Here is a 15,456-nt window from a genome sequence, read left to right on the forward strand (position 1 = left end):
ACGGAATCCATGGCACATGGTCCTCAATCCATCGCCGAGTTTCGCGACCTGGCGCGCCGGCGGTTGCCTCGGTTCGTGTTCGACTTCATCGACGGGGGGAGCGGCAGCGAAAACACGCTTGCCGAAAACCGCAGCGCGCTCGACCGCCTCCGGCTGCTCGGGTCCGCCCCCACCGACGTCAGCGATTGTTCGAGCGAAGTCACGCTGTTCGGGCAGACCCACAGGTTTCCGGTGATCATCGGGCCGACGGGCCTTGCCGGAGCGGCCTGGCCGCGCGGAGACGTCGATCTCGCCCGCGCCGCGTCGTCCAGCGGCATTCCCTTCGTGATGAGTTCGGCTGCGACCGCGACCATGGAGGAGGTAGCGGCCGCCGGCGACGGGACCAAGTGGTTCCAGCTCTATCTGTTCAAGGACCGGGAGGTCAGCAAGCGGCTGCTTGCCAGGGCGCGGACGCTGGGCTTCGCGGCGCTTGAGGTCACGGTGGACAATGCCATTCCGGGCCGGCGCCTGCGCGATGCGAAAAACGGCTTCTCGCTGCCGTTTCGCTGGACGCCGGCAAAGCTTGCGAGCCTTGTCTCCCACCCCGCCTGGAGCCTTCGCATGGCGCGCGCCGGCGCGCCGAAGCTGGAGGTCATGGCGGCGGAACTGGGCTTGCAGAAAACGGATACGATTGCCGAGCTCATGCAATCCCAGCTCGACGCTTCGGTCGGCTGGGAGGACATCAAATGGGTGCGCGATGCCTGGGACGGCCCCTTGATCGTCAAGGGCATGCTCGACCCCGGGCAGGTGGCAAACGCCCTTGAGATCGGTGTCGACGGGCTGGTGATTTCCAACCACGGCGGCCGGCAGCTCGATGGCGCGGTCGCCGCCATCGACGTGCTTGCGGAGTTCCGGGCGCAGGCCGGGCCCGACCTGACCCTTCTGGTCGACAGCGGCTTCCGGACCGGAACGGACATCGCGCGCGCCCTGGCGCTCGGGGCGGATGCGGTGCAGGTCGGCCGGGCCACGCTTTATGCGCTGGCGAGCGGTGGCGAGCCGGCAGTCCGCCAGGCGCTCGCCATCCTGAAAACCGAGTTCGAGATCGCGCAGATGCTCATGGGCGCGCGCAGCTTAAGCGACTTCGCACCCTCGATGCTGCGCACCCGCGCAATTGCCGCGGCACCCGGGACCGGTCAGCCGCCGACATCGCGACGCGCGGCCTCCGGTCCATTGTCGCTGGTTGCCGGCGAGCGGCCGGCCGCCAAGCCCTGATCCAGTCTTGCACCTTACGAAAACAGACCTTTCCAGCAAAACAGACACCGAAGGGAACAGTCAGATGCTTCGACAAAAACTGGCCGCATGCGCTGCGGCGCTCCTCCTGTGCGCGACCGCTGCTCCGGCATGGAGCGCGGAGACGACCAAGGTCGCGATCACCTATATCGTCGATCACCCGGCCATCGACGCGGCGCGGATGGGGATCGTCGATACGCTGGCGGAGGGCGGATACACGGAGGGCGAGACCCTCGACATCACCGTCCAGAGCGCCCAGGGCAACATGCCGACGCAGTTGCAGATCGCCAAGGCGTTCGCCGGCCTGAAGCCGGATCTCCTGATCGCGATCAGCACTCCGTCGGCGCAGGCGCTGCAAAGCGCTGCGGGCGACATTCCCGTTGTCTTCGCCGCCGTGACCGACCCGGTCGAGGCCAAGCTCGTCGCCAGCCTCGAGGCGCCCGGCGGAACGATCACCGGAACCAGCGACAAGCAGCCGTTCGGCCCGACGCTGGAACTGATCAAGTCGCTTGTCCCGGACGTCACGACAATCGGCGTCATCTACAATGCCGGCGAAGCCAACTCCGTTTCGCAGGTCGCGGCCCTGAAGCTGGAGATCGAGGCCCTCGGGCTGAAGCTTGAGGAAAGCACCGCCTCCCAGACCGCCATGGTCGCCGATGCCGCCGTCAGCCTTGCCGGGCGCGCCGATGCGATCCTCATTCCCACCGACAGCACCGTCGTGGCCGCGGTGGAAAGCGTTGTGAACGTGGGCAAGAAGGCGAAGATCCCGGTCTTTGCCAGCGACACGACCTCGGTCGAGCGTGGCGCCCTCGCCGCCCTTGGCTTCGACTACTACAAGCTCGGGCGCCTGACCGGCGAGATGGCGATCCGGATTCTCCAGGGCGAAAGCCCCGGCGCGATCCCGGTAGGAACGCTCGACACCCAGGACCTTTACCTGAACAGGACCTCGGCCGCTGCCATGGGCGTGACCCTGCCCGACGCCCTGCTGGAAACCGCCAAGAAGGTTGTCGAATAGGATGAGCGCCCTTGCCCTTTCCGGCGCGATCGAAGCCGGGCTCCTCTTCTCGCTCGTGGCGCTCGGGGTGTATCTCTCCTTTCGCGTCCTCAACTTCCCCGACCTGACTGTCGACGGCAGCTTCCCCCTGGGGGCTGCCGCCACCGCGGTCGCGATCGTTCACGGCATCAACCCGTTTGTGGCGACCGCCATCGGAACGGTGGCGGGATGCTGCGCGGGGTTCGTTTCCGCCTATCTCAACGTCCGCTTCAAGATCCTGAACCTTCTGGCCGGGATCCTGACGATGGTCGCGCTCTATTCCATCAACCTGCGCGTGATGGGCCGGCCGAACATCTCGCTCTACGGCGAGGAAACGATCTTCACGCCAATCGGGAACCTGATCGACCTCGGCCTGTGGACCAACAGCGTTATCCTTCTGGTCATCGCGGTTGCCATGAAGCTTCTGGTCGACTGGTTCCTGGGCACGCAGGTTGGCCTTGCGGTTCGCGCCAGCGGTGAAAATCCGGTCATGGCGCGGGCGCAGTCTGTCGACAACGGACGCATGACGATCATCGGCATGACGCTGAGCAACGGGCTCGTGGGTCTTGCCGGGGCGCTGTTTGCTCAGAGCCAGGGCGTTGCGGATGTTTCGCTCGGCATCGGAACGATCGTCACCGGCCTCGCCGCACTGATCATCGGCGAAACCCTGTTCGGGTCGATCAAGGTTGCCTGGGCGACCCTTGGGTGCCTGGTCGGTGCGGTTCTCTATCGGCTTTTCATCGCCGCCGCCCTCAGTGCCGGGTTCCTCGGCATCCAGGCGCAGGACCTCAATCTGGTGACCGCCGTCGTCGTCGCCGTCGCCGTCATTCTCTCGCAGGCGCGGCGCAACAGCCGGTTCCGGCTGTGGCCGTGGCTGCGACGCCAGGTCACCCAACCGCAACCGCAGAAGGGATAAGCGCATGCTCAGTGTCTGCGACGCCTATGTCACCTTCAACCCCGGCACGCCGCTGGCGGTGCCGGCCCTTCGGGGTGTCGATCTCGACATCGAGGAGGGGGAATTCGTCACGGTGATCGGCACCAATGGCGCCGGCAAGTCGACGCTTCTTTCGGCTGTGGCCGGGGATGTGCGCCTCGACAGCGGCGGCATCTATATCGACGGTCACGACGTTACCGGCCGGCCGACCGAGCAGCGCGCCGGGATGATCGGGCGGGTTTTCCAGGAGCCGCGCGCCGGCACCTGCAGCTCGCTCACGGTGGAGGAAAACCTGGCGCTCGCCGCAAGCCGCGGAGGGCGGCGCGGCCTGCGCAGCGCCTTGGGGCGGGGGCGCAAGAAGCGCGAGCTGGCCGAGCAGTTGTCCCGCCTCGGCATGGGACTGGAGGGGCGGCTCGGCGCCCTGGCCGGCACGCTTTCCGGCGGCCAGAGGCAGGCACTCAGCCTGCTGATGGCCACCTTGCTGCCGATGAAGATCCTCATCCTCGACGAACACACGGCCGCGCTCGACCCGGGCGCGGCGGCGACCGTCTTGGAGCTTTCCGCCGAGATCACCGGGGAACAGAAACTGACCGCTCTGATGGTCACCCACAGCATGCGCAACTCGCTCGACTTCGGGACCCGCACGATCATGATGAATGCCGGGCGGATCCTGCTCGACATCCATGGCGAGGAGCGCAAGGGCTATGACGTTCCCGACCTGCTCAACCTGTTCAAGAAAACAACCGGGTCCGAGGTTGAGGACGATCAGCTGATCCTTGCCTGATCGCCAACATGTCAGGGAGCGCGGGCTATCCGGCCCCGCGCTCGCGCTCCAGCTCCCGGATGAGCAGACCGGGCGGATTTTCCGGGACCATCTGACGCAACCGCGCAATCCGCACCTCGGCGAAAAGGCCTGCCCTTGCATAGGGTTCGGCGTCGAGGAACCTGTCTATGGCCGCGCGGGTCTCATGGGACAGCACCATCAGGCTGCCGATCACCCTGGACCCGTCATCGGTTTGCAACGGCCCGCCGAAGGCGACCTGATCCCCATGGGCGATCATGTAGTCCAGATGGTCCGCTCTCGTGCGCTGACGCAGGTCGCCGGCATCCGGACGGTCAAGGCAATAAACAACGAATGGCATGTCGGGATCTCCCGTCTGGTTGAGGGCGATGATCTCCTGAAAACGTTTCGTCCCCTGTGCGTGCCGAAGGCCCGCACCGTATCCGGCGGTTCTTGTCGTGCCGCCCGTGCAGTGGCCGGACGGTGGACACTTGTCGTCCGCTTTGGGCCCCGCGCCATCCGTGTAGGATAAATGCGGATTAGACCGTTGCCTTTGCGTAGTAAAGTGCATATGGTTGCACTATGCAAACAATTAGCAATCAAAAGTCGGATCTCTCGAAAGCCGACACCTCCGCCCCCGAAAGCCACGCCGACCAGTTGCTTCAGCTTGAAAGCTGGCTGCCCTATCGGCTGTTTCGGATTTCCGCCCGCGTCGCCGACGTGCTCAACGCCTATTACGGGCCCAAATTCGGCTTTTCCCGATCCGCATGGCGCACCATGGCGATCATCGCCAACCGCCCCGGCGCGAGTGCCAAGGAAATCTGTCAGGCCGGCGGGCTCGACCAGTTCTCGGTGTCGCGCGCCGTGAAGCAGCTTGTCGAGCTCGGCTATGCGCGTCGCCAGGCGGGCCGGTCGGACCGGCGATATGCGGCAATCGAATTGTCGGAGAGCGGCTGGTCCGCCTTCACGGAGATTTCCGACGTTGCCAAACGCCTCGACGCGGATCTGACCAGCGCCGTCTCGGAGAAGGAACTGGCCGCTCTCGACAGCATCTTGACGCGACTGGACAACGCCAGCGCCGGAATTCTCGCGCGCGGATGGCGCGGCGCGGCGGATGCGCCCGTCGATCCGGCCGACGCCACCGCAAAACGGGACGGCCGGTAACCGAACACGGCCCCTCCCCGACCGGACTGTCCTTACAAGGGCATTGCTCACACGCAGGAAAGGGATCCATGGGTGCGTTTCTCTTTGCCGCCACAGCGATCCTGTGGGGCAGCAGTGCGATCGTCACGGGCCATCAGGCCATATCCGGCGCTCCCGAGGTGTCTGTCGGATACCGGATGGCATTGGTCAGCCTTTTCATGTTCGCCTGGAGTGTCGCCCGCGGCCAGAAACTCAGCCTGAGCAGGGTCGACCGTCCCTGGGTCGCATTGCAGGGCATCCTGTTCTTCGGCCTGGCTTTCATAACCTTCTACCATTCAACAACGCTGATCACATCGGGCATCGCCGCGCTGGTGCTGTCGACCTCCTCGCTGTTCGCCGCGCTCGTGGGATGGCTGTTCCTGTCCGCCCGGGTCACCCTGCGCATGCTGATCGGCATCGTCTCCGGCATTGCCGGTCTCGGCGTGATCGCGCTACCACAGCTTGCGGTGGTATCGACCAATTCCGAAACGATGGCCGGCGTTGCACTCGCGCTGGCCGCCGCCGCCTGCACCGGATGCGGGACCGTCGTCGCCATGCGAAACCAGCACGCCGGCATCCCCATTCCGGTGCTCATCAGCTGGGCGGCGTTGTGCGGGGCGCTGTTTTCCTTCGCGCTTGCCTTCTTCGGGGGCTTGAGTTTCCGGGTCGACGTATCGCTCACCTATCTGGCCGGTCTCGCCTATCTGGCGATCATCGCCTCCTGCGTCACCTTCTTCATGTATTTCAGTCTGGTGCAGCGCATCGGCGCGGCCAGCGCCTCCTACACGCTGGCGCTGGTGCCCGTGGTGGCGCTGCTCCTCTCCGCCCTGTTCGAGAATCTCGCGATCGACATCTATGTGCTGTCCGGCGGCGTCGCGGTCCTGATCGGCAACATCCTCGTTCTCAGTTCACAGGGACGGCGGGCGGCTCCGGCCGCGCCACACACGAAAGAGGAAAGCCCCACATGACACTGCAGGTTTTCGGCACACATCCGACCGTGCCGCTGTCGGCGGCCATTCGGGCGGGCGACTTCATCTTTCTGTCCGGGCAGGTTCCCTTCGGTCCCGACGGCAGGCTGGTCGGGGGAGACATCGAAACCCAGACCCGGCAGGTGCTCGACAACATCAAGGCCGCCCTGGAGACGGCAGGAGCAACGCTTTCGGATGTGGTCAAGGCGACCATCTGGCTGACCGACCCGGACGACTTCGCCCGCTTCAATACGGTCTACGGGACCTATTTCGACAAAGCCCCTCCTGCCCGCTCCTGCGTCGTCTCGCAGTTGATGGTCGACGCCTGCGTCGAGATCGAGGTCATCGCCTACAAGCCGTTGCCGGCCTGATCCCCTGCAAGCGCACAGACCACGACCAACGGCCTTGAGTCTCATGCCAAACACGAAAAAACCCGGACCGCGCGAGGCGGTCCGGGCCAATTGTCAGCGTGACGGCTTTCATCCGCGTGAGCCGCGGTCTCAGGCGGCCTTGCGCGCGCGGGCGGCTTCAAGCACCAGGTCCGCGGTCTTGCCGGCCGAGGCCGGGTTCTGGCCGGTCACGAGGTCCCCGTCGCGCACAGCGAAGGGCTCAAAGTCAGGGCCGCTCACGTAGTTCGCTCCCAGCTCCCGCAGGCGCGTTTCCAGCAGGAACGGCACAGCATTTTCAAGGCCGACGGCGCGTTCCTCGCTGTCGGTGAAGCCGGCAACCTTGCGCCCCGCGACGAGGGGCGAGCCGTCCTTGCGTTTGGCGTTCACCAGACCGGCTGGGCCGTGGCAGACGGCGGCCATCACCTTGCCGGCGTCGAGCGTCGTCTCGACGAGGCGGGCAAGGGCCTTGCTTTCGGGGTAGTCGAACATCGTGCCATGCCCGCCCGGCAGGAACACGGCGTCATAGCCCGACACGTCCAGCGTCTCGAACCGCGGCGTATTCGCGACCGCCTCCTTGAGCGCCGCATCGTCATAGTAGCGTTCCACGCTCGCGTCGTTCTCGCCCTTCGGCTTGAGGCTGCGCGCATCAATGGGGATCGCCCCGCCCGCGATCGAGGCCAGCGTGACGTCGGCGCCGGCGTCGACGAAGGCGTAATAGGGCGTGGTCAGCTCCTCAAGCCAGACGCCGGTCGGTTCGTCGGACGGCGCCATGGTCGCGGCAGAGGTGGCGATCATCAGGATTTTCGGTGTGTGGGTCATGATAGGCTCCCGGTTCGGGTTGCACTGCGTGTGAGCCTGATGTGGGGAGCCGCAGACCTTCTTGAAAATAATGTCTGTCGCCTCGTGCCATAAATTTATTTATACCTCTGGTCATGTCCCTGCTTCATCTGCGCAGTTTCATCGAGGTCTATCGGCGCCGGTCGTTCACGGCGGCCGCACGCGCGCTCGGGCTCACCCAGCCCGCACTGTCACACCATGTGGCCAGTCTGGAAGGCCAGGTCGGACGCGCGTTGTTCGAGCGACATGCGCGCGGCGTCCTGCCGACGGCGGCGGCGGACGATCTCGCGGCCCGCATCGGGAGTACGCTCGACGACGCGGAAGCCGCATTGTCCTCGGCACGGGCGCGCTCGACCCAGCTCACCGGTACCATCCATCTTGCCGGCCCGTCGGATTTTCTGGCGGAAGGCTGTGCGCCGTTGCTGATCCGCCTGCAGAAGGCGGGGCTGACGGTGCGGATCGACGTCGGCGGGCGCGACGCGCTCTACGAAAAACTGTTCAATGACGAGGTCGACCTCGCAATCACCGCCTCCGCGCCGTCCGATTCACGGCTGGATCATGCGAGGATCGCCGAAGAGCGCCTCTTGCTGGTGGCGGCGCCCGAGATCCTGCGGACAATTGCCGCCGCACCGGAATTTGCCACCGGACTGCAGGGCGCGCCCTGCCTCGCCTATGATCTCGACCGGCCTTTGGTGCGAACCTGGCTCAAGCAGAACGGTATCGCGTTGCCGGAGGGGGCGCCCGCCTTCACCGCGCCCGATCTGCGCATGCTCCGGGCGCTGGTGTGCGAGGGCGCGGGGTGGACGGTCCTGCCGGACTATCTGTGCGAGGACGCCGTGCGTGCCCGACGCCTTGCGGTTCTGCCGGCGCCCGTGGCGAGCCCGGTCAATCCGCTCAATCTCGTCTGGGCCCGGAGCGCCTTGCGCCATCCGCGCATCGCCTTTGCCCGAAAGACCCTGCTTCAGGCCTCCGCCTGAGCGGCCGTTCCGGCGCCGGCGTCAAGCTTCGGGCACCTGGCGGACTGATCCTGCCCCTGCAAGGGATTGCGGCGCGAGGTCTTGAAGTCGCCTTTCACATGCTCCCACCAGTAGCCGAGATAGGACTTGTCCGCCCGCGCGGAAAACACGTCCGGCGCCGCCTGCGCAAGGTCGGGCAGCCGCGTCCAGGCGACATTCGGGAAGGTGTGATGCTCGTTGTGATAGCCGGTGTTGAACAGCAGCCGGTTGATCCAGCCGTAGGTGGAGCGCGTCGGCGTTTCCACGTCGTCGCCGGGGTGTTCGCTGAGCGACTGGCCGAGGTTGCTGATGCCGAATTTGCCCAGAAAGATCGACAGCGCCCAATTGTGGTAAAGCCAGCCGTAGAATCCGAAAGCGACGAGCAGCAGCACATTGACCCCGAGCGACCAGGCGATGAACAGCCGGCGCTGCCAGATCGGCGGCTTGCTCGAGGCAATGTCACGTCGCGCATCGCGGGCCGTGTGCCCGGTCACACGCTCGTAGATCCGCGGAAAGATCTCGTCGCTGATGATGAAGCCGAACGGCAGAAGATGAACGAAGAGCGTTGCGATGGTCAGCACGCGCTGAAGACGCGGCCGGTCGTGGACCAGCATTTCGCGCGCCTTGAACGCGCACAGATCCTCATGTTCGTAGTCGCGCTCGTAGTCGCCGATGAACGGATGGTGGCTGGACAGATGCTCGTGCTGATAGGTCAGCTGCTTGGAAAACGACCCCAGGATCGTCTCCAGTCCGAGATCGAACGCGAGCTTGCTTCTGTCGCCGCGAAAAATGAGCCTGTGCGCCGTCTCGTGAACCAGCGCGCCGGCGGCATGAATGATGAATTGTCCGATGCAGAAGGCGGCGAGAAAGACCACCAGCAGGTTGCTGCCGGACACCGCCCAGGCCACGCCCCAGTGAAGCGCCAGAAGCAGCGGAACCGCAAGTGCGGTGCGCCGGTCCGGCCCTGCGAGGGCACGCAGATCCGGATGCGCGCGAAGCGCGTCCTTGCGCATCTGGAGATGGCGGCGCGCCTGTGGCGATACGCTGGACACCGACCGTTCGGCATCGAGTCCGGCAGTGGCGGCCGCGGGCGCGGCGTGCGTGGGTGTCATGGTCGGGTGTCCGTGGCGTTGCTTGGCGCAGGCCTCTTTCTTGGACACAAAAGCCGTCGCCGTGTCAAATGTCTATGGCGATCGTCCGGGCCCGCACCTTCGCCGGTACGTTGCCTTTCGCGCGCCACTCTTTTCAAAATCTAGCAAGTGTAATTTTAAGACGAATGTTTTATTGTTTCGGATAAATCTGTGAGTGCGCAGTTTAAACACTCCTTCACGACTCGATACTTAAAATAACTCTCCCTAATCGGAGATCGCAATGCCAGTTTCCGCGCCATTAAAGGTTGTATTTCTGCTAAGCGTTCTGGTGACGCTTGCCGTTTCTGCTAAGGACACGTCCGCGGCGGAAACGATCGAGGACCTGTATGCCCGCGACTCCCAGGTCGATCTTGAAGATTTGCAGAAGGATGTGGTCCGTTTGGCGACGCTCGCGCGTAGGCATATCGACGCTGTTGGGCTGGCGGAAGCGCTCACCGATTTCAGGCAAAAGCCATGGAAGCGAAAGGCAAATGGACTGCATGTATGGGGTGTGACGGTATCTGGAATGAGCTGGTATGATGTCGGCCATCCCGATCTGGTTGGTATCGATGTGAGCAATATTACGGATATCGAAGGGCGCTACTGGGCGCGTCTTGCTAGGGAGTCCGCCGATGGCAGCGGGGCGAAGGTGTTTTCCCTTCTGTTTCCCCACCCGGAAACCGGCCTCTCGGCTCGTGGCCTGCACACATGCTTCCTGCTGAAAGACGGCCAGCGGATCCTGTGCGCGGGCGGGTTTGAAGATGCCACGCGATAAGAGTCGTTTCCGGATCTCGCTTTCCAACTGGTCGATCGTGGCACGCGTGCTTGCAGCACCCGTGATCATGGTGGTGACGCTCGCGCTGCTGTCATTTGCCGGCTGGCAGACGCTCAAGGCGCAACGGACGATGGTTGCTGCCAGCTACGAGGAATTGCAGCCCGTTCTCACCCATGCCGCCAATGTCCCGCAGGAACTCTCCCGTATCGAGGCGCATCTCTACAAGTTGTCCGCATGGGGACAGATTGGCGTGCAGGGATCGGAGCTCGAAACCACGATCCAGACCATCAATCACAGCCTCGATACCGTGAAGCGCGACATTGACGCACTTGAAGCGGCGCGCCTGGACGGCGTTGACGATCTGCGATCCGCCTATCTCGACTATCGCAAGAACACCAACAATGCGATGCAATTGATCCTGCGCAATGCAACGCTGGGTGCGGTCGCCACCCGTGGCGGACATGCCGTTTATACGCAGGCTTCCGAGGCGGCACGCAGGATTTCCGATGCCGCGCGCGCGCGCGTCAAGCAACGGACGGCCGTCACCATCGACGCCGCCGAACGACTGGCCAGAGACTTTATTTCGGCCTCGGCTATCGCGGGCCTGCTTGCCATCGTCATCAGCCTTGCGGCGGCGCGCACCATCGTCAATCCGATCCGCGATCTGGTTCGCGCGATCCGCGCGCTTCTTGCCGGAGATCTTTCGGTCAAGGTGCCCTTCGTCAATCGGACGGATGAATTCGGCCGGATCGGACAATCGGTCAAGGCCCTGCAGGACGTGCTGATCGAAAACCGGGCGGCGGCCGACCAGCATGAGGTCAAACAGGCCGAGCTGGAGTATATCGCGAGCCATGACGCGCTGACCGGCGTTGCCAACCGCAAGGCCTTCGATACGTTCATGAACGCCGCGCTTGCCGAGCCCGAGCCGGCAGCAGGAGCGCTTGTCTACATCCTTCTCGACCTCGACGGGTTCAAGCCGGTCAACGACACCTATGGTCACGATGCCGGCGATGCCGTGCTGAAGCGGCTTGCAAAACGGCTCGAAAGCCGCGCCCGCCCCGGAGATCTGGTCGCACGGATCGGCGGTGACGAATTCGGTATCCTGCTGCCGATGCGGCAAGATCGCTACGACCCGCAAGCCATTGCCAACCGGTTTCTCGATGCCGTTCGCGAGCCGGTGCCCTTCAACGGCCAGGACCTTCATGTCGGGGCGAGCATCGGCATCGTGCGTCGGTCGGATGTGGACGGCGACACCGCGGCATTCATCGCGGCGGCGGATCAGGCCATGTATGTCGCAAAACAGGAAACCGGACCCTCGTTTTACGCCTACAAACCGAACTCCCTGGCCCTTGTCACCGATCTGGCAGAGCGGCAGGAGCTGGAGGCGGCGATCAATTCCGGCGCCTTCGTGGTATATTATCAGCCCAAGGTCGACCTGCGCAGCGGCTCGATCTCGGGGTTCGAGGGGCTTGCACGCTGGGTTCATCCCGTGCGCGGGGTCCTGACGCCGGCGACCTTCCTGTCGCAAATCGGCCGACTGGGGCTTCAAAGAGCCTTCTCGGAGGCAATCGCACGCCAGGTCATCGCGGATTTTGCCGCGTTCGACGCGGTCGGGAGATCCGATATCGGGCTGTCGTTCAATCTGGAGGACGGGTTGCTGGCCACCGCAAACGGCGTTGCGGCATTGGAAGACCTCATCCGCACACATCGCTCGGTCGCCTCACGACTGACACTGGAAATCACGGAAGGCGTCTTTGTCTCGCGCGCCTCCGCTGCGATCCAGGCGCACGCGCTCCGCATCGCGGACCTTGGCGTGCGAATCTCCGTGGATGATTTCGGAACCGGATATGGCGCGCTGCGCCACCTGCGCGCGTTTCCTTTCCATGAAATCAAGATCGACCGGGAATTCATCTCCGCCATTGGCACTGACCGGTCGACGGAAGTGATCGTCGACGGCCTGATTTCCATCGGAACGGGACTGGGCGCGGAGGCCGTCGCCGAAGGCATCGAAACCGAAAACCAGGAACGCTATCTCATCCAGCGCGGTTGCAGGTTCGGCCAGGGCTATCGTTACGGCACGGCGCTCCCGCTCGAGGACGCGCTCGACCTGGTGCGGCGCAACGGGGCCGTCTCCCGCACGGGATAGCTGGCGCCCGACCGGTGGAGACCGGCGCGGCACCATGAACCGCGCGCCGCCGCCTGCAGATAGGTCTTGTTGCCCTGTCCGCCGTTCCGGCATCATGGGGCTCCGAATCCATTCGCCGAGAGGGTGCCATGTTCAAGCGCAACATCCGGACACGCGCGGTGGTCGCAGCCGTGACTGCCTCAACCCTGCACCTCGCGGCGGCATCTTCCGCGGTGGCCGAAACGCCCTGCGGCGGCGACTTCAGGGCATTTCTCGACGGGGTGGCGCAGGAGGCGCGCTCGCAGGGGCGTGCGGAAGCGGCGATCTCGGCCACGCTCGCTGCGGCGCGGATTGACCGGAAGGTCCTGTCGCGCGACCGGGCGCAGGGCGTGTTCAAGCAGACCTTCCTGACGTTTTCCAAGCGGTCCGTCAGTGGATACCGGCTGAAACAGGGCGCTGCGAACTTGCGCAAATACGCCGCGACCTTCCAGAAGGCCGAGCGCGACTACGGCGTGCCCGGACCGGTGATCGCGGCCTTCTGGGGTCTTGAGACGGACTATGGCGCTGTGCAGGGCGACTTCAACACGGTCAGCGCGCTGGCGACGCTTGCCCATGACTGCCGCCGCCCCCACCTCTTCCGTCCGCAGCTTCTCGCAGCCATCGAGATGGTGGAACATGGCGATCTCGATCCGCAGCGCACGACAGGCGCCTGGGCGGGCGAGATCGGCCAGGTCCAGATGCTGCCCGAGGACATCATTCGCTTCGGTGTCGACGGCGACGCTGACAATCACGTCGATCTGAAGAACAGCGCGCCCGACGCGATCCTGACGGCGGCGCGGTTCATCAATCACCTCGGCTGGCGGCCCGGCGAACCCTGGTTGCAGGAGGTCTCGCTGCCATCAAGCCTGCCCTGGGAGAAGAGCGGACTGAATTTCGACATGACCGTCGGTGACTGGTCGAAGCTCGGCGTGAAGGCACGTTCCGGCGGACTGCCTTCAGCCTCGCTTCCAGCCGCGCTCCTCCTGCCGCAAGGCAAGGACGGACCAGCGTTTCTCGCCTATCCGAACTTCCGCGTCTATCTGGAGTGGAACCAGTCGTTCATCTACACGACGTCCGCCGCCTATTTCGCAACACGCTTGGCAGGCGCGCCCCGCTACACTGCCGGCAACCCCGGCGACGGCCTGTCGGACGCGGCGATGAAGGATCTCCAGGCCCGCCTGCGCAACAAGGGCTATGACGTCGGCAAGATCGACGGAATTCTCGGAGCCGGCACACGCGCAGCCGTTCGCAGCGAGCAGTTGCGTCTCGGTTTGCCCGCCGATGGCTGGCCGACGCAGGCGCTGCTCAATCGCCTCTAGGCGCTTTGCGCCCGGGCGGCTGGCGTTATTTGCTACCCGGTCGCGTCGCCCGGAGGGCTGTCCGTGTGGAGAAAGCGGATCCCGGCCTCGTCGCCGTTGATCCAGATGAGTTCGGCGGGAACCTTGATGTTCTTGCGGGGGAACTCGAACAGGAAATTCTGGCTGAGCTTCGTGAAGCTGTTAAGCCGAACCCGGCACCCGGTGATGCTCAGATCTTCAACGGTGCAGGCGATGGACACGCCCTTGTCCTGAATGATGGCCGGCACGATGCAGTCGACACGCGGTGTCGAGCGGATTTCTCCCCGCACGGTCGGTTTCCTCAGCACGCTTGCCAACTCCCTGTGTCGCTCCGGCCTCTTCGGGCACGTGTCCAGAGGACCAGATTAGCCCGCCGCCCTCAACAAGGCGTAAACGGCAGCAGTCAAGACTTGGCGACCGTTTCCGCAAGCGACATCCGTCTTCGATTCCCTTGCGTAAGACTTGAAAGCACAGGTCTTGAGAAAGCGAACGGCAGATGGAGGTTGCCATGCGTGTCCAGATGTTTCGAACAACGATCGCAGGATGCCTGATGGCGCTCGCCGTTCTCTTTGCCGCTCCGGGAAGCGCACAGGCCCAGGACGCGGCACAGTTGAAGGGGATCGTGGAAAAGCAGATCGCGGCCTTCAGGGCCGGCGATGCGCGAGCCGCCTACGGCTATGCCGCCCCCACGATCAAGCGGCTTTTTCCCGATCCCGACCGTTTCATCGCCATGGTGAAGCGCGGATACGCCCCGGTCTACAACCCGTCGTCCGTTGCCTTCGGCAGCCTGCGCGAAACCGCGCGCGGGCCGGTGCAGGAGGTCTTCGTCACCGACGCCAAAGGGCAGCAGTGGCTCGCGCTCTACAGCTTCGAGCAGCAGGAAGACGGAAGCTGGAAGATCTCCGGCTGCGTCCTGACGAAAAGCCCCGGCGCGTCGGCCTGACACTGACGGATACCTTGAAAAAGGGGCATAAGACTGCGGGCTGGGCGACCGTCTTGGAGAGCTTTATCCGCGTGTCTGCCGCACGGACACACGCGCGGAACAGGTAAATGCCCCCGAAGAGGCGCGGCTGTCGGCGCGCGCAGGGTTGTGCAGCCTATATTTCTTGGAATGGAACCCTTTTCCTATTGCCCAATTGCAACCGCCAATGCACGCTAGGGCGGCATGAATTGGCCAGCACGTCGCACGGCCACCTTGCATTCATTGGCCACGATTTTTTTGAAAAGGATACCGGTAAGCGTTTGATTTTGGCTCTGGCACTGGCTTTGGCGACGTTTCAAATCCCGACGGCAAATGCTGAAACGACCGAGTGGATGACGAAACGCGAATTCAATCGCTTTGCTCGCAAGCTCAGTCGAAGCGACCGCAAACCGGTCAAGATCCGATGCAAGGCGGCCGACGATTTCGGCAACATCCTTCTCAAGGTGACAACCGCCCCGAACCCGCGGAAAGACCGCTGGAACATGGGCATTTACAAGGGGCCGAGACTGTTTGCCGGAAGCAAGGTCTCCATCGACTACGTCACATCGCCGAAGTCCGGCGCAAACACGAACTGCTATATCGATTAATCCCCTCACGGGTGCGCCATGACACTGGTCGCGCGTTTTGTTTTGCAAGCGCGTCGGTTTTTTTCATGGACGTCTTCGGTATGCAGTGCGCGG

17 protein-coding genes are annotated in these 15,456 nt (G+C 64.1%); 13 read left to right on the forward strand and 4 right to left on the reverse strand.

Translation table 11 applies throughout. From position 1 onward, the window contains the following. Nucleotides 1-9 precede the first annotated feature (9 nt). The 4 genes from LC092_RS00125 (at nucleotide 10) to LC092_RS00140 (ending at nucleotide 4,020) form a co-directional block, all read left to right on the forward strand. Nucleotides 10-1,251, forward strand: coding sequence for an alpha-hydroxy acid oxidase (locus tag LC092_RS00125; protein WP_224803835.1), 1,242 nt, complete (start codon nucleotides 10-12; stop codon nucleotides 1,249-1,251). A 64-nt stretch (nucleotides 1,252-1,315) separates the two neighbouring features. Beyond that, a complete protein-coding gene (locus LC092_RS00130) occupies nucleotides 1,316-2,284 on the forward strand; it encodes an ABC transporter substrate-binding protein (RefSeq protein ID WP_224803837.1) in 969 nt (322 codons plus the stop codon). A 1-nt stretch (nucleotide 2,285) separates the two neighbouring features. After that, a complete protein-coding gene (locus tag LC092_RS00135) occupies nucleotides 2,286-3,218 on the forward strand; it encodes an ABC transporter permease (protein WP_224803839.1) in 933 nt (310 codons plus the stop codon). Between the two features lie 4 nt (nucleotides 3,219-3,222). After that, the gene (locus LC092_RS00140; RefSeq protein ID WP_224803841.1) at nucleotides 3,223-4,020 is read left to right on the forward strand and encodes an ABC transporter ATP-binding protein; all 798 of its coding nucleotides are present in this window, start codon (nucleotides 3,223-3,225) and stop codon (nucleotides 4,018-4,020) included. 25 nt (nucleotides 4,021-4,045) lie between these two features. Here LC092_RS00140 and LC092_RS00145 read toward each other — a convergent pair whose 3' ends face one another. Continuing rightward, nucleotides 4,046-4,378, reverse strand: coding sequence for a YciI family protein (locus LC092_RS00145; RefSeq protein ID WP_224803843.1), 333 nt, complete (start codon nucleotides 4,376-4,378; stop codon nucleotides 4,046-4,048). A 221-nt stretch (nucleotides 4,379-4,599) separates the two neighbouring features. Here LC092_RS00145 and LC092_RS00150 point away from each other — a divergent pair, with 221 nt between their 5' ends. The 3 genes from LC092_RS00150 (at nucleotide 4,600) to LC092_RS00160 (ending at nucleotide 6,538) form a co-directional block, all read left to right on the forward strand. Beyond that, a complete protein-coding gene (locus LC092_RS00150) occupies nucleotides 4,600-5,181 on the forward strand; it encodes a MarR family winged helix-turn-helix transcriptional regulator (RefSeq protein WP_224803845.1) in 582 nt (193 codons plus the stop codon). A 68-nt stretch (nucleotides 5,182-5,249) separates the two neighbouring features. Further along, nucleotides 5,250-6,167 carry a DMT family transporter gene (locus LC092_RS00155; RefSeq protein ID WP_224803847.1) on the forward strand — a complete coding sequence of 306 codons (918 nt, stop codon included), beginning with the start codon at nucleotides 5,250-5,252 and terminating at the stop codon, nucleotides 6,165-6,167. Continuing rightward, the gene (locus LC092_RS00160; RefSeq protein ID WP_224803849.1) at nucleotides 6,164-6,538 is read left to right on the forward strand and encodes a RidA family protein; all 375 of its coding nucleotides are present in this window, start codon (nucleotides 6,164-6,166) and stop codon (nucleotides 6,536-6,538) included. Before LC092_RS00155 ends, LC092_RS00160 begins: the two co-directional genes overlap by 4 nt. 129 nt (nucleotides 6,539-6,667) lie before the next feature. Here LC092_RS00160 and LC092_RS00165 read toward each other — a convergent pair whose 3' ends face one another. Beyond that, entirely contained in the window at nucleotides 6,668-7,375 is a 708-nt protein-coding gene (locus LC092_RS00165) for a type 1 glutamine amidotransferase domain-containing protein (protein WP_224803851.1), read from the reverse strand. A gap of 113 nt (nucleotides 7,376-7,488) precedes the next feature. Here LC092_RS00165 and LC092_RS00170 point away from each other — a divergent pair, with 113 nt between their 5' ends. Then, nucleotides 7,489-8,370 carry a LysR family transcriptional regulator gene (locus tag LC092_RS00170; RefSeq protein ID WP_224803853.1) on the forward strand — a complete coding sequence of 294 codons (882 nt, stop codon included), beginning with the start codon at nucleotides 7,489-7,491 and terminating at the stop codon, nucleotides 8,368-8,370. Here LC092_RS00170 and LC092_RS00175 read toward each other — a convergent pair. Beyond that, a complete protein-coding gene (locus tag LC092_RS00175) occupies nucleotides 8,355-9,500 on the reverse strand; it encodes a fatty acid desaturase (protein ID WP_224803855.1) in 1,146 nt (381 codons plus the stop codon). The genes LC092_RS00170 and LC092_RS00175 overlap by 16 nt on opposite strands. Before the next feature lie 259 nt (nucleotides 9,501-9,759). Here LC092_RS00175 and LC092_RS00180 point away from each other — a divergent pair, with 259 nt between their 5' ends. The 3 genes from LC092_RS00180 to LC092_RS00190 all read left to right on the forward strand — a co-directional run bounded on the left by LC092_RS00180 (nucleotide 9,760) and on the right by LC092_RS00190 (nucleotide 13,776). Continuing rightward, nucleotides 9,760-10,293 carry a hypothetical protein gene (locus LC092_RS00180; protein WP_224803857.1) on the forward strand — a complete coding sequence of 178 codons (534 nt, stop codon included), beginning with the start codon at nucleotides 9,760-9,762 and terminating at the stop codon, nucleotides 10,291-10,293. Beyond that, nucleotides 10,280-12,439, forward strand: a complete 2,160-nt coding sequence (locus LC092_RS00185) for a putative bifunctional diguanylate cyclase/phosphodiesterase (RefSeq protein WP_224803859.1) — start codon at nucleotides 10,280-10,282, stop codon at nucleotides 12,437-12,439. Before LC092_RS00180 ends, LC092_RS00185 begins: the two co-directional genes overlap by 14 nt. 128 nt (nucleotides 12,440-12,567) lie before the next feature. Further along, the gene (locus tag LC092_RS00190; protein ID WP_224803861.1) at nucleotides 12,568-13,776 is read left to right on the forward strand and encodes a lytic murein transglycosylase; all 1,209 of its coding nucleotides are present in this window, start codon (nucleotides 12,568-12,570) and stop codon (nucleotides 13,774-13,776) included. A 32-nt stretch (nucleotides 13,777-13,808) separates the two neighbouring features. On the opposite strand, the gene LC092_RS00195 is transcribed toward LC092_RS00190, so the two are convergent. Further along, complete coding sequence (locus tag LC092_RS00195; protein ID WP_224803863.1) at nucleotides 13,809-14,102, reverse strand: PilZ domain-containing protein; 294 nt, start codon at nucleotides 14,100-14,102, stop codon at nucleotides 13,809-13,811. 242 nt (nucleotides 14,103-14,344) lie between these two features. On the opposite strand from LC092_RS00195, the gene LC092_RS00200 reads away from it, so the two are divergent. Together LC092_RS00200 and LC092_RS00205 are read left to right on the forward strand one after the other, a co-directional pair. Further along, entirely contained in the window at nucleotides 14,345-14,737 is a 393-nt protein-coding gene (locus tag LC092_RS00200; protein WP_224803865.1) for a DUF4864 domain-containing protein, read from the forward strand. A gap of 227 nt (nucleotides 14,738-14,964) precedes the next feature. Then, nucleotides 14,965-15,363: a hypothetical protein gene (locus LC092_RS00205; protein WP_224803867.1), complete on the forward strand. Its 399-nt coding sequence runs from the start codon at nucleotides 14,965-14,967 to the stop codon at nucleotides 15,361-15,363. Nucleotides 15,364-15,456 lie beyond the last annotated feature (93 nt).

Source organism: Stappia stellulata (assembly GCF_020176715.1).
Taxonomy (GTDB): domain Bacteria; phylum Pseudomonadota; class Alphaproteobacteria; order Rhizobiales; family Stappiaceae; genus Stappia.